Genomic DNA, 14,113 nt, shown 5'->3' with positions numbered 1-14,113 from the left:
GTTCATTTCGAACTTAGCTTTTATTGTGGTACTAACAAAATAAAACATCGTTTATCAGTATTAAAACCGACAAACGATGTTGTATTTGTTTCATATTAATTTTTAGTATTTTCAGGATTGAAATTATGTTTAAATTCACTAAATGGCCAGAATCTAAATGAAACTTTACCAACAATTTGGTCTTCATCAATGAGGCCAAACGCACGGCTATCTTTACTTACTTCACGATTATCTCCAAGAACTAAATATTTACCTTTTGGAATGACATTTGATTTAGGATTCGCATTCGGTAAATCTTTAACTTGGAAAGTCCCAGTAATGTAATCACCTTGTTTATGTTTTAAATTATAGTTTAAATATGGTTCATCTTGTTTTTTACCATTGACATATAATGTATCATTTTTATATTCTACTTTATCACCAGGAACACCGATGACACGTTTAACATAGTCATCATTTTTGTTTGCATGGAAGACAACTACATTACCTTTTTCCAAACCACCTGTTTTATATCCAATAATGTTTACAGCTACTCGCTCGCCATCTTTCAAAGTTGGATCCATTGATTCACCTTTAATTGTATATGGTGTAACAATAAATTTACCTACTATAAATAAAATGACAAAAGCGACTGCAATTGAAATAATCCATTCCAATAATTCTTTTTTCAATTTTGACACCTCTTTTTAAGATTTGAACTGAATCGTCCATTTTGAAAAAGGATAATATCTCAAACTTATATTACCAATAATATCCTTTTTATCAATTAAACCAAATTGTCTAGAATCATGCTGATTGTTATCATGATCATTTAGCACAACAAAATTGTTAGGCGGTATAATATCTCCATCTAATTCTTTAAAATTGCGCAAACTAAAATCTTTAATTTTTCTGTTCTTGGCATAAGATGCGTCAACCGGTCGGTCATCACGGTATAATTGTCCCTGACGAAACGCCATTGATTGACCAGGTTTGGCAATAATTCGACTAGTATATATCTCGTTACCACGCCTATATGTAATGATATCACCATTATTCAATTGATTAAATGTAACTTTAATTTTATTTACAATAACACGATCCCCTTTGTTAAGGGTTGGTGACATATCATTATTCGGAATGACATGACCAACTATTACAAAAGTTTGTACGAACAGTACAATGATAATAGCAAGTATCAATGAAATCAAATATTTTACAACTTTTTTCACGATGTCACTCCTTTTTCGATCCCATAAAATGCTGTTCTAACTTTTTTCCAACAATCCAAAATACAACCAACACAACTAACATTAATATCCCTCTTAAAGGATGCGTTAAAATTGTAGTAATTTCCTTACCTAAATAACCTAAAATAATTGTTGAAACTAACTTTGATGATGCCAAAACAATGAAATAATATTTAGGTCTAATATGAGATAGACTCGCTACAAAATTTATTAATGTATTTGGCGTAAAAGGAAAACAAAGTAAAATAAACAATGGGATTAATCCTTGGCGATCAATAAAACTAATCAAGCGTTGAACAGCAGTACGTTGTTTAATTCGCTGCATCCTCTCAGTGTTCACCAATCGTTTACAGATCAAATAGACTGTAAATGTTCCAGAAATTAATCCAAGCCAACTAATCAATATACCTAAAATAGGTCCATAAGCTTGAATGTTAATTAAAATATAGAGTGCTAAAGGAAATACTGGAATTATCGCTCTAATATATAACAATATAAATCCAGGTAAATAACCAAACTGTCGAAATATCTCAAACCATTCTTCTACTTGATGAAACGACAAATCATCAATCCCTTTCTTTGGTTGAAGATAATTATTCTTACATTATAAAGTTAATTACTAAGTAAAGAAACATTAACATGTAATCATGCTAATAAATCAGTCTCTAGTAGTATAACAATATTATTGTATGACAGATGTTATTTTTTCTTTAATTTTCTCTTAACATCTTGTCACATTAGCTAGTAACCTAGTTCTTGCATATAAATAAAAACGAGGTTGTCATTACATTTTTACATTTGTAATGACAACCTCGAAAATATGCTTTAAATAGTTAACGTCTAGTTCTATCTTTTCAAACTTCACTAATCATTGAAGTAATGTATTTTATAAACGCTCTTCTAATTCTTTTTTCAAGTCTTCAAAACCAGGTTTACCTAATAATGCGAACATGTTTTGTTTATATGCTTCTACACCAGGTTGGTTAAATGGATTTACACCTAATTGGTATCCACTCATTGCACAAGCAAGTTCGAAGAAGTATACGACATAACCGAAAGTTTCTTCATCTAATTGTGGAATGTTCACTACCATGTTAGGAACACCACCATCAGTATGCGCTAATAATGTACCTTCGAATGCTTTTGTGTTAACTTCGTCGATTGTTTTACCAGCCAAATAATTTAATCCGTCTAGATCATCACTATCTTTTTCAATAGTAATATCATATTTAGGATGATTTACTTTTACCACTGTTTCGAATAAGAAACGACGGCCTTCTTGTACATATTGACCTAAAGAATGTAAATCAGTTGTGTAGTTGGCACTTGAAGGATAGATACCTTTGAAGTCTTTACCTTCTGATTCACCAAATAATTGTTTCCACCATTCATTAAAGTATTGCATAGATGGTTCATAGTTAATCAACATTTCTGTTGTATAACCTTTTGCATATAAAATGTTTCGAATTGTCGCATATTGGTATGCAATGTTTTCTTCTAATTTATCTGAAGATAATTCTTCACGTGCTTTTGCAGCACCAATCATCATAGCTTCGATGTTAATTCCAGCAGTTGCAATTGGTAATAATCCTACTGCTGTTAAAACAGAATATCTTCCACCTACATCATCAGGTACGATAAACGTTTCATAACCTTCGTTTGTAGCCAACTGTTTTAAAGCACCTTTTTCTTTATCCGTTGTTGCAAATATACGTTTTTGTGCTTCTTCTTTACCGTATCTTTCTTCAACTAATTGTTTGAACAATCTAAATGCAACTGCTGGTTCTGTAGTTGTACCAGATTTAGAAATAACGTTTACAGAGAAATCTTTGTCTGCTAAATAATCAACTAACTCTTTCGTATATGTTGATGATAAGTGATTACCAACAAATACAATTTCAGGGTATTCATTGCTGTTTCTAAATGATGACGTTAACATTTCGATTGCTGCACGTGCACCTAAGTAAGAACCACCAATACCGATGACTACTAAAACATCAGAATTTTCTTTAATGCGTTTTGATGCTTCAACAATTCTTGAAAATTCTTCTTTGTCGTAATCAACTGGTAAATCAACCCAGCCTAAGAAGTCACTACCTGCACCAGTACCTTCATGAATTGTTTTGTGAATTGATTTAACAATTTCTTGTTGTTGTTTTAATTCGTGTTCACCGAAAAATTCTAACGTTTTACTAAAATCTAATTGAATATGAGTCATCTATAAAAGCCTCCTGTTTCATTTAATATCTTAATTTTACTAAGTTTACGTTTGCGATTCAATTCACAAGTTTGTACTTAATCAATAAAATTGATATTTATGTGACGTTTCACACCTATTTTTCAACAAACATTTCAAACTGGCGTCAAACACTCAAACATTTTTTATACAATTTGCATGTTTTTTAAAATACTTTTAAACATTGATAAATAAGCATTTATACTTACAACTCTAACTATCTCTATCGTATTTTATGAATAAATATGTAAAATAATGGTTTTATTTTCACTAAAAGTTTGCTATCATGTGTTCATACGAAATATTCAGATAACTACAATGAGGTGAATTTTATGAAAGAGAAAATTGTTTTAGCATATTCAGGAGGACTAGATACAAGTGTGGCCGTTCAATGGCTTATCGACAAAGGATACGACGTTGTAGCTTGTTGCCTAGATGTTGGTGAAGGTAAAGATTTAGACATCGTTTATAAAAAAGCTTTAGATATGGGAGCAGTTGAATGTCATATTATTGATGCAACAAAAGAATTTAGTGATGAGTATGTAAGTTATGCAATCAAAGGAAATTTAATGTATGAAAATGCATATCCATTAGTTTCAGCTTTATCAAGACCATTAATCGCTAAAAAATTAGTAGAGATTGCTGAGAAAACAAATTCAGTAGGTATTGCACATGGTTGTACTGGTAAAGGGAATGACCAAGTACGTTTCGAAGTTGCCATTAAAGCATTAAACCCATCATTGAAAGCATTCGCACCTGTACGTGAGTGGGCATGGAGTCGTGAAGAAGAAATCGATTATGCAATTAAACATAATATCCCTGTATCAATCAACCATGATTCACCTTATTCTATCGATCAAAATCTATGGGGCAGAGCGAATGAATGTGGTATTTTAGAAGATCCTTATGCTGCGCCACCAGAGGATGCGTTCGATCTAACAAATGCTTTAGAAGAAACACCAGATGCTGCTGATGAAATCATTTTAACGTTTGATAAAGGCATCCCAGTTCAAATTGATGGCAAAACATATGAATTAGACGATTTAATTTTAACGTTGAATGCATTAGCTGGTAAGCATGGTATCGGAAGAATTGACCATGTAGAAAATAGACTTGTAGGTATCAAATCAAGAGAAATTTATGAGGCACCTGCTGCAGAAGTTATTTTAAAAGCGCATAAAGCATTAGAAACGATTACGTTAACGAAAGATGTCGCACACTTTAAACCAATCATCGAGAAGCAATTTGCTGAACAACTATACAATGGACTTTGGTTCTCACCTTTAACTGATAGCTTAAAATTATTTATTGATAGTACTCAGCAATACGTAAGTGGTGATGTCAGAATTAAATTATTCAAAGGTAATGCCATCGTAAATGGTAGAAAATCACCTTACACATTATATGATGAAAAATTAGCAACTTATACAAAAGAAGATGCATTTAATCAAGACGCTGCTGTTGGCTTTATCGATATCTATGGTTTACCTACTCAAGTAAATTCGATGCTACATGGAGGCTATAGCAATGAGCAATAAAGCTTGGGGCGGTAGATTTGAAGTACAACCTGAAGAGTGGGTTGACGACTTTAACGCATCCATTACTTTTGATCAAACGCTCATAAATCAAGATATCGAAGGCAGCATTGCACATGCAACTATGCTTGCGAATCAAGGCATTATTAGTCAACAAGACAGCGAACAAATTATACAAGGACTAAAATCTATTCAACATGATTATCATCAAGATCAAATTCAATTTAGTGCATCATTAGAAGATATTCATTTAAATATTGAACATGAATTAATTAAACGTATTGGTGATGCTGGTGGTAAGTTGCATACTGGACGCAGTAGAAACGATCAAGTTGCAACAGACATGCACTTGTACACTAAGAAACAAGTGCAAGATATCATCGCATTAATTAAGTCGTTACAAAGTGTAATTGTAGACATCGCTTCCAATAATGTTGATACAATTATGCCTGGTTATACTCATTTACAGCGTGCACAGCCAATTTCATTTGCACATCATATTATGACTTATTTTTGGATGTTACAACGAGACCAACAACGATTTGAAGATAGTTTAAAACGAATCGATATTAATCCTTTAGGTGCAGCAGCCTTAAGTGGTACCACATACCCTATCGATAGACACGAGACAACAGCATTGTTGAACTTTGGCAGTCTCTATGAGAATAGCCTAGATGCTGTTAGTGACAGAGACTATATTATTGAAACATTGCATAATATTTCTTTAACGATGGTTCACTTATCACGCTTTGCAGAGGAAATTATTTTCTGGTCCACAGACGAAGCTAAATTCATTACATTATCAGATGCATTTTCAACTGGCTCATCTATTATGCCACAAAAGAAAAATCCTGATATGGCAGAATTAATTAGAGGTAAAGTTGGTCGAACGACTGGTCATTTAATGAGCATGCTTATGACTTTAAAAGGATTACCTCTAGCATATAACAAAGATATGCAGGAAGATAAAGAAGGTTTATTCGATGCTGTCCATACAATTAAAGGTTCTTTACGTATTTTCGAAGGTATGATTCAAACGATGACAATTAATAAAGAACGACTCAATCAAACTGTTAAAGAAGATTTTTCAAATGCAACGGAACTAGCAGATTATTTAGTAACTAAAAATATTCCATTTAGAACTGCACATGAAATTGTAGGAAAAATCGTCTTAGAATGTATACAACAAGGTCATTATTTATTAGATGTTCCTTTAGCAACATATCAACAACATCATTCTAGTATTGATGCCGATATTTACGATTATTTGCAGCCTGAAAATTGTTTAAAACGACGTCAAAGTTACGGTTCAACAGGTCAATCATCGGTCAAACAACAACTTGATGTTGCTAAACAATTACTATCACAATAAATACGTTAATCTACCTACCCACAATGTCTATTAAAATTACATTGTGGGTATTTTAATGCTCTCTTCGTCTTGTTGAACATCACATTTTTAAGATTCCTAAAATGTTTGATAATTCTTTTAAATTTATATTACAAAAATGTTATAAATTGTAAAAGAAATGTGTAAAGCGTTTTCACAAGCAGGTTTTTGTAGTATTTTAAAATTGTTAGACTACAAATAAAGAGATGAAAGGATAAAGACTATGACTAACTCTTCGAAAAGCTTCACTAAATTTATGGCTGCTTCTGCTGTTTTTACTATGGGATTTTTATCAGTACCTAGTGCTGGCGCTGAACAAACAAATCAAATTGCAAATAAACCTCAGGCTATTCAATGGCATACAAATTTAACGAATGAGCGATTCACTACTATCGCACATCGTGGCGCAAGTGGCTATGCACCCGAGCATACGTTTCAAGCATATGATAAGAGTCATAATGAGTTAAAAGCATCTTATATCGAAATTGATTTACAACGTACCAAAGATGGCCATTTAGTTGCTATGCATGATGAAACTGTTAACCGTACAACAAATGGACACGGTAAAGTTGAGGATTATACCCTTGATGAATTAAAACAGTTAGATGCAGGAAGTTGGTTTAATAAAAAATATCCAAAATACGCAAGAGCAAGTTATAAAAATGCTAAAGTACCCACTTTAGATGAAATTTTAGAACGTTATGGCCCGAATGCAAACTATTATATTGAAACAAAGTCACCTGATGTATACCCAGGAATGGAAGAACAATTATTAGCTTCATTGAAAAAGCATCACCTTTTAAATAACAATAAATTAAAAAATGGACATGTAATGATTCAATCATTTTCTGACGAAAGTTTAAAGAAAATTCATCGTCAAAATAAGCATGTGCCATTAGTAAAATTAGTTGATAAAGGTGAACTACAACAATTTAACGACCAACGCTTAAAAGAGATACGCTCTTATGCGATTGGATTAGGTCCTGATTATACAGATTTAACTGAACAAAATACCCATCATTTAAAAGACTTAGGATTTATAGTACATCCTTATACAGTGAATGAAAAAGCTGATATGTTACGATTAAATAAATATGGCGTTGATGGTGTCTTTACAAATTTCGCTGATAAATATAAAGAAGTCATTAAGTAGTAATGTTAAACTAGAAAACATAAATACAAAAATATAGCTATTACTATAAAAAACAGCAGTAAGATATTTCCAAATTGAAATTATCCTACTGCTGTCTTTTTGGGAGTGGGACAGAAATGATATTTTCGCAAAATTTATTTCGTCGTCCCACCCCAACTTGCATTGTCTGTAGAAATTGGCTCCCCAATTTCTCTGTGTTGGGGCCCATCCCCAACTTGCATTGCCTGTAGAATTTCTTTTCGAAATTCTCTGTGTTGGGGCCCCGACTATTTTTGAAAAGAGCGTGTTACACGGGCATTGTTTTACAGTCAACTACTGCTAAAATAAAATTAACGAGCTTAGGGCTTTGTTTTCTGTCCCAAGCTCGTTAAATCACATATGATAATTAATTATGCCCAACCACGATATCTAGCTGCTTCTGCTGTACGTTTAATACCTATGATATATGCTGCAAGTCTCATATCTATTTTTCGGTTTTGAGACAATTCGTAAATCGTATCAAATGCCGCTTCTAATTTTTCACGTAGCTTTTCATTAACTTCTTCTTCAGACCAATAATAACCTTGATTATTTTGTACCCATTCGAAGTAAGAAACCGTTACACCACCAGCACTTGCTAATACGTCTGGAACTAATAATATACCACGTTCAGTTAAAATACGTGTTGCTTCTGGTGTTGTAGGTCCATTAGCAGCTTCAACAACGATACTAGCTTTAATATCATGTGCATTGTCTTCTGTAATTTGGTTTGAAATAGCCGCTGGTACTAAAATGTCACAATCTAATTCAAACAATTCTTTATTTGAGATTGTTTCTTCAAATAAATTTGTTACCGTACCAAAACTATCACGACGGTCTAATAAATAATCTATATCTAAGCCATTTGGATCGTGTAATGCACCGTAAGCATCAGAGATACCTACAATTTTTGCACCTAAATCATATAAGAATTTAGCTAAGAAACTTCCGGCATTACCGAAACCTTGAATAACAACCTTGGCACCTTCAATTTGCATATTACGACGTTTTGCAGCTTGTTCAATTGCAATAACTACACCTAGTGCAGTTGATCTGTCGCGTCCATGAGAACCACCCAATACAATTGGTTTACCTGTGATGAAACCTGGTGAATTAAATTTATCTAATGCACTATATTCATCCATCATCCAAGCCATAATTTGTGAGTTTGTAAATACATCTGGTGCTGGAATATCTTTGTTCGGACCTACGAATTGTGAAATTGCTCTTACATATCCGCGTGATAAACGTTCAACTTCATGAATGCTCATTTGACGTGGATCACAAACGATACCACCCTTACCACCACCGTATGGTAAGTTTACAATGCCACATTTCAAAGTCATCCACATTGATAATGCTTTTACTTCTTCTTCATCAACATCTGGGTGGAAACGCACGCCCCCTTTTGTTGGTCCAACAGCATCATTATGTTGCGCACGGTAACCTGTGAATGTTTTAACTGTGCCATCATCCATTCGTACAGGGATACGCACTTGTAACATTCTTAAAGGTTCTTTAATTAAATCGTACATTCCTTCGTCAAATCCCAATTTATGCAATGCTTCTTTAATAATTCCTTGAGTAGAAGTTACTAAATTATTGTTCTCAGTCATGATCCTTTTCGCCTCTTCTTTACCTAATGATTTCGCTTTCAAACATATTGTAACATAACGTATTCCTTTTTAAAGCCCTTACAAACTGATTGTTACAACTTTTTGACATTATTGAAATACATGTCTTATTTTTTCAAGTGCAAGGTCCAATTCTTCTTTAGTAATAATTAATGGTGGTGCAAAACGAATGACAGTATCATGCGTTTCTTTACATAATAAGCCTTCTTCTTTCAAAGCTTCACAATATGGTCTAGCACTTTCATTAAGTTCCACACCTATAAACAAACCACGTCCACGGACTTCTTTAATTGATGGATGATCAATTTGCTTTAATTGTTCTTTAAAATAATCTCCTAATTCTAAAGAGCGCCCTGGTAAATCCTCATCAACGATAACATCTAATGCAGCAATTGATGCAGCACAAGCAAGTGGATTACCACCAAATGTTGAACCATGTGAGCCAGGTGTAAAGACATCTAATACTTCTTTATCTGCTAATACAACAGAAATTGGGAAGACACCACCACCTAGTGCTTTACCTAAAATATAGACATCAGGTTTTACATTATCCCAATCCGTAGCAAATAATTTACCCGAACGACCTAATCCTGCTTGGATTTCGTCAGCAATAAATAAGACATTATGTTCATCACATAATTCTCTAATTGCTTTCAAATATCCTTCTGGCGGTATATTTATACCCGCTTCACCTTGAATTGGTTCTACTAAAACTGCTGCAGTATTTTCATTAATTGCAGCTTTCAATGCATCTACATCTTCAAAATCAACTTTTCTAAATCCATCTAATAACGGACCATAACCACGTTGGTATTCTGCTTCTGAAGATAATGAAACTGGCGCCATTGTTCGACCATGGAAGTTACCATTAAATGCAATGATTTCTGCTTTATTTGGCTCAATTCCTTTAACATCGTATGCCCAGCGTCGTGCTGCTTTCAAAGCTGTTTCTACTGCTTCAGCACCTGTATTCATTGGTAAAGCTTTATCTTTACCTGCCAGTTTACAAATTTTTTCGTACCATTCACCTAAGTTATCACTATGAAAAGCACGTGAAACTAGAGTCACTTTATCAGCTTGATCTTTTAATGCTTGAATAATTTTCGGATGTCTATGACCTTGGTTAACAGCGGAATATGCAGATAACATATCCATATATTTATTGCCTTCAGGATCTTTAACCCATACCCCTTCAGCTTCTGAAATGACAATTGGCAATGGTAAATAATTATGTGCTCCGTAATGATTTGTTAACTCAATAATTTTTTCAGATTTAGTCATCATATCTCCCCTTTTCATCATTTATAACTATTATACATGAAACATTATCCAAATAATTACATTAGTTTTCAAAGCAGATACTTTTCCACCAAAAAAGATGAAATAATCACTAAGTTTCATTAAATTTGTCTATTTTGAAAACCCTTACATTTATAATGACATAATTACTTAAATGATTACAAGCAAAAGAATTGATAATTTTACACTTAATCAAAAGTATATTTTACTAAGAATATTTTTATTTATAAATATTGAAAACCACTAACAAATTGCATACACAATATCATTAGTGGTAACAGTTAAACACTTATTTATCTTTACGTGGTAATGGATAGAATCCTTCATTAAATTGATGCCATAAATTAGGAGTTAAGTGATGATTATCTTCTCTCTCTGGATCAAAGTAATTAATAATTTCATCTTCCCGTCCATCTTTAATTTTTTCAACAAATTGATAATCCAGTAGTAGCTCTCTACCAATGGCTACTAAGTCAACACCAACATTTTCAACTGCATCTAAAGCTTCGTCAGCTGTGAAAATTGAACCAATACCGATAAGTGGCATACGACCATTTATCCATTTGTGAATTAAAGGCAGTCTTTCTTGTCCAGCGTATTTACCTTCACGTGTCGTTGCATGCGTATCCATCATCGAAACATGAATATAGTCGATTGGCATATGGCTAATTTTATTAACGAGTTCCTCTGTAATTTCCATTGTGATTCCTGGAGACTCCGCTTCCTCTGGAGATAATCTGTATCCAACTATAAAGTCTTTATTGCCATACGCTTCTTTCGCTTTAAGCACCTCTTCAATCACAGCGACCGGGAATTTATATTGATTTGCCCAAACATCATTTCTTCTATTATAGTATGGTGATACAAATTGATGAATTAAGTAATGATTCGCGCCATGTATTTCAACACCATCAAATCCTGCTTCAATTGCACGTCGCGTTGCTTCACCAAAATCCTTGATTGCTTGTTCAATCTCTTCATTCGTCATTTCTCTAGCACTATGTTCTTGTTTCTGACCGAAACTTTTTAAAGAAATTGGACTTGGTGCTACGACGTCTCCACCAGGTGTTAATTCAGGCAATGCTTGTGCACCGCCATGATGTATTTGTACGAGTGCTTTGGCACCGTTTTTCTTCATTGCTGTAGCTAATCGTTTTAGTCCTTCAATATCACTGTCATGCGCGATTGATGGCTGTCCTGGAAATGCTTTTCCGACATCACTCACATTACTCGCAGCATTAATTGTAATACCAACATCTTGTGAACGCTTTTCAATATAAGGAAGTTCTACATCTGAAATAGTACCATCATCATTTGAAGAAATATGTGTTAAAGGGGCTAACACAAATCGATTTCTCAACTCTACTCCATTTGGTAATTCTACTTTATCAAACAATGGTTCGTATTTACTTTTCATTACTTAATTCCTCCTTAAAATTATTGAGTTGACTATAACATGTAATTTTTTCATTCTCCAATTATCTGTTTATATAGTTGCAATTCGTTTAATACTTTAAGTTGTAGTTCTCATTTCTAAAATAAATTAAAAAAACAAATCCACATACAATATTGCAAATCAATGATTCTATCTATCAAAGATAATGGATATGTCACCTTAAACCATTTGTACGTGTAAATAGAATCAATCATATTACGTTATCGTAGACAAAAAGAGATTAGTATCTAATAAAATTTAATAGATACTAATCTCTTTTATAGTCTAAGAAACTTTCATTTCAGACCCTTTGTATGATTTTCGGTACGATTTATCTGTTCCTTTAGTCGTTTCGAATTGCTCGCTTTGACTGTTTTATCCAGATTGGTAAGCGTTCTTTAAGTGTTTGAAACCCATATTTTTCTGTTTCTCTGATTTCATCTAATACTGATTGTTTTTCCTTCTTACGCTCATAATTTTTGAAGTAATCATTATCCTTTAATGATAGATTAAGCTTTCCTTCATCATCTATAGACAAAATTTTAGCTTTAACAATTTGGCCTTCTGATAGAAATTTCTTCAAATTATGAACGTAGTCATCCATAATTTCTGATATATGAATCAGTCCTTCAGTATGATTAGGGGTCTCAACAAACGCACCGTATGGTTGAATACCAGTTACACGCACCTTGATATGTTGGCCAATTTTGTAGTTATTCAACTTAATAACCCCTTATTTCGTTTACTTAACACTATTATCATAGCACAAATCGAAATGGTGGACTAATTAAAACATCAAATCATACGAATATTATTTTATAAATGAATAAGAATTCTACAAACTTGGATTTACAAATAAAATTAGCAACAAACTCCTATCTAAATCAATATGATATCCAGCTACTTTGTTTTCAATTTATTAACTATTTGAATAGCAATTCTCTTTAAAAACATAAAAAGCAACCTCAACTATTATCTTTAGAATACACATCTATTTAAAAACTGTGCTTTCTTGATAAATATATTGAGATTGCTCATCATGTTAGTTTATTTGTTTCGTTGGAATATATACTAATCCATTCATAAATTAGCTTTATCCGAGTTTAAAATGTTGGTAGTTAATTATGTTTAGCTATTATTCTTCAACATCAATAGATTCAATTACAACATCATGAAGTGGTTTGTCTTGTGGTCCCACTTTTGTATTTGCAATATCTTCTAAAGTAGTTTCACCATCAATGATTTGACCGAATACTGTATGTTTTTGATCTAACCATGGTGTACCACCCTTTTCGCCATATGCATCAACGATTGGTTGAGGCCAGCCACCATCTGCAAGTTGACTTAACATATTTTGAGGTACTTCTTTCATTTGAACAATGAAAAATTGTGAACCATTAGTATTAGGTCCTGAGTTAGCCATTGATAATGCGCCATATAAGTTAAATGCATTTAATGAAAATTCATCTTCAAAAGCACCGCCATAAATACTTTCGCCACCCATACCAGTAGCTGTTGGATCGCCACCTTGAATCATGAAGTCATTAATGACACGGTGGAATGTTATTCCATCATAATAACCATTTTTTGCATGTGTCACAAAATTTTCAACTGTTTTTGGTGCAATATTTGGAAATAATTTGAATGTCATGTCACCTTTATTTGTGTGCATAACCACTTTAATTTCACCTTGTTGTACTTCTTTGTTTAACTGTGGATAGTTAGCCATTTATATTCTCCATTCATGTTATGATACATATATATTAACATACTTTTAAGGGAGGAAAATAGCATGAAGCTATATCGATTTTCACACAAAACAGGTAGCTATGGTGTCACGATTGTTGAAGAAAATGGAGACGATGTCCTTGTTAAAGTTGAACAAGTTATCAAACACCCGAAACAAGGTGATTTACATAACCCTACTGAAACTGAAGGTGTATTTTTCCATGAACGCAAAGCATTAAGCCATTTTGAAAAACGCTATACGAAACGTTCACAATTACGCGACTTCAATGTTGATGTATTGCGCTATGAAGATTCACTTCAACAAGCAATTACAGATTTAGAAACTAAACTTAAAGCTCAGCAAACAAAACATGCTGAAATGTCTTTAGCTAGTTTAGCACGCTTAAAAGAAGATTATTCACTTCAATACAAAGAAAATTTTAAATAAAAAATGAC

The 14,113-nt window shown here is 33.0% G+C and carries 13 protein-coding genes; 4 read left to right on the top strand and 9 right to left on the bottom strand.

Translation table 11 applies throughout. The annotated features are described in order from the left end of the window. Nucleotides 1–95: 95 nt before the first annotated feature. The 4 genes from lepB (IDG66_RS10350) to IDG66_RS10335 form a co-directional block, all read right to left on the bottom strand. Complete coding sequence (gene lepB, locus IDG66_RS10350; protein WP_000711896.1) at nt 96–671, bottom strand: signal peptidase I; 576 nt, start codon at nt 669–671, stop codon at nt 96–98. 15 nt (nt 672–686) lie between these two features. Then, entirely contained in the window at nt 687–1,211 is a 525-nt protein-coding gene (gene lepB, locus IDG66_RS10345; protein WP_000758209.1) for a signal peptidase I, read from the bottom strand. A gap of 4 nt (nt 1,212–1,215) precedes the next feature. Beyond that, on the bottom strand, nt 1,216–1,791 hold the full coding sequence (locus IDG66_RS10340; RefSeq protein ID WP_000007967.1) for a TVP38/TMEM64 family protein: 576 nt from the start codon (nt 1,789–1,791) through the stop codon (nt 1,216–1,218). 324 nt (nt 1,792–2,115) lie between these two features. Continuing rightward, nucleotides 2,116–3,447 carry a glucose-6-phosphate isomerase gene (locus IDG66_RS10335; protein ID WP_000148855.1) on the bottom strand — a complete coding sequence of 444 codons (1,332 nt, stop codon included), beginning with the start codon at nt 3,445–3,447 and terminating at the stop codon, nt 2,116–2,118. Between the two features lie 350 nt (nt 3,448–3,797). On the opposite strand from IDG66_RS10335, the gene IDG66_RS10330 reads away from it, so the two are divergent. The 3 genes from IDG66_RS10330 to IDG66_RS10320 all read left to right on the top strand — a co-directional run bounded on the left by IDG66_RS10330 (nt 3,798) and on the right by IDG66_RS10320 (nt 7,543). Next, on the top strand, nt 3,798–5,003 hold the full coding sequence (locus IDG66_RS10330; protein ID WP_000660041.1) for an argininosuccinate synthase: 1,206 nt from the start codon (nt 3,798–3,800) through the stop codon (nt 5,001–5,003). Next, nucleotides 4,993–6,372 (top strand): argininosuccinate lyase, encoded by a 1,380-nt coding sequence (argH, locus tag IDG66_RS10325; RefSeq protein ID WP_000066067.1) that lies wholly within the window; start codon nt 4,993–4,995, stop codon nt 6,370–6,372. Before IDG66_RS10330 ends, argH begins: the two co-directional genes overlap by 11 nt. Nucleotides 6,373–6,613: 241 nt before the next feature. Beyond that, nucleotides 6,614–7,543 carry a glycerophosphodiester phosphodiesterase gene (locus IDG66_RS10320; RefSeq protein ID WP_103143734.1) on the top strand — a complete coding sequence of 310 codons (930 nt, stop codon included), beginning with the start codon at nt 6,614–6,616 and terminating at the stop codon, nt 7,541–7,543. Between the two features lie 389 nt (nt 7,544–7,932). Here IDG66_RS10320 and IDG66_RS10315 read toward each other — a convergent pair whose 3' ends face one another. The 5 genes from IDG66_RS10315 to IDG66_RS10295 all read right to left on the bottom strand — a co-directional run bounded on the left by IDG66_RS10315 (nt 7,933) and on the right by IDG66_RS10295 (nt 13,658). Continuing rightward, nucleotides 7,933–9,177 (bottom strand): Glu/Leu/Phe/Val family dehydrogenase, encoded by a 1,245-nt coding sequence (locus IDG66_RS10315; protein ID WP_000138487.1) that lies wholly within the window; start codon nt 9,175–9,177, stop codon nt 7,933–7,935. A 108-nt stretch (nt 9,178–9,285) separates the two neighbouring features. Then, entirely contained in the window at nt 9,286–10,476 is a 1,191-nt protein-coding gene (locus IDG66_RS10310; protein ID WP_103143735.1) for an ornithine--oxo-acid transaminase, read from the bottom strand. A gap of 307 nt (nt 10,477–10,783) precedes the next feature. Next, nucleotides 10,784–11,911 carry an NADH-dependent flavin oxidoreductase gene (locus IDG66_RS10305; RefSeq protein ID WP_000838033.1) on the bottom strand — a complete coding sequence of 376 codons (1,128 nt, stop codon included), beginning with the start codon at nt 11,909–11,911 and terminating at the stop codon, nt 10,784–10,786. 361 nt (nt 11,912–12,272) lie between these two features. Continuing rightward, nucleotides 12,273–12,650, bottom strand: a complete 378-nt coding sequence (gene ygs / locus IDG66_RS10300) for a S1 domain-containing post-transcriptional regulator Ygs (RefSeq protein WP_001067294.1) — start codon at nt 12,648–12,650, stop codon at nt 12,273–12,275. A 414-nt stretch (nt 12,651–13,064) separates the two neighbouring features. Then, complete coding sequence (locus IDG66_RS10295; RefSeq protein ID WP_000035058.1) at nt 13,065–13,658, bottom strand: peptidylprolyl isomerase; 594 nt, start codon at nt 13,656–13,658, stop codon at nt 13,065–13,067. A 63-nt stretch (nt 13,659–13,721) separates the two neighbouring features. Here IDG66_RS10295 and IDG66_RS10290 point away from each other — a divergent pair, with 63 nt between their 5' ends. After that, the gene (locus IDG66_RS10290) at nt 13,722–14,105 is read left to right on the top strand and encodes a kinase-associated lipoprotein B (RefSeq protein ID WP_000781162.1); all 384 of its coding nucleotides are present in this window, start codon (nt 13,722–13,724) and stop codon (nt 14,103–14,105) included. Nucleotides 14,106–14,113 lie beyond the last annotated feature (8 nt).

Source organism: Staphylococcus sp. EG-SA-18, assembly GCF_017151825.1.
In the GTDB taxonomy this organism is placed as follows: Bacteria; Bacillota; Bacilli; order Staphylococcales; family Staphylococcaceae; genus Staphylococcus; species Staphylococcus aureus.
This window is presented reverse-complemented; position numbering and strand designations above follow the sequence as displayed.

Bases quoted from the DNA above. Each gene is read 5' to 3' on its own strand.
- IDG66_RS10335 (WP_000148855.1), bottom strand. From the start codon at position 3,447: ATGACTCATATTCAATTAGATTTTAGTAAAACGTTAGAATTTTTCGGT.
- IDG66_RS10330 (WP_000660041.1), top strand. From the start codon at position 3,798: ATGAAAGAGAAAATTGTTTTAGCATATTCAGGAGGACTAGATACAAGT.
- argH (WP_000066067.1), top strand. From the start codon at position 4,993: ATGAGCAATAAAGCTTGGGGCGGTAGATTTGAAGTACAACCTGAAGAG.
- IDG66_RS10320 (WP_103143734.1), top strand. From the start codon at position 6,614: ATGACTAACTCTTCGAAAAGCTTCACTAAATTTATGGCTGCTTCTGCT.
- IDG66_RS10315 (WP_000138487.1), bottom strand. From the start codon at position 9,177: ATGACTGAGAACAATAATTTAGTAACTTCTACTCAAGGAATTATTAAA.
- IDG66_RS10310 (WP_103143735.1), bottom strand. From the start codon at position 10,476: ATGACTAAATCTGAAAAAATTATTGAGTTAACAAATCATTACGGAGCA.
- IDG66_RS10305 (WP_000838033.1), bottom strand. From the start codon at position 11,911: ATGAAAAGTAAATACGAACCATTGTTTGATAAAGTAGAATTACCAAAT.
- IDG66_RS10295 (WP_000035058.1), bottom strand. From the start codon at position 13,658: ATGGCTAACTATCCACAGTTAAACAAAGAAGTACAACAAGGTGAAATT.
- IDG66_RS10290 (WP_000781162.1), top strand. From the start codon at position 13,722: ATGAAGCTATATCGATTTTCACACAAAACAGGTAGCTATGGTGTCACG.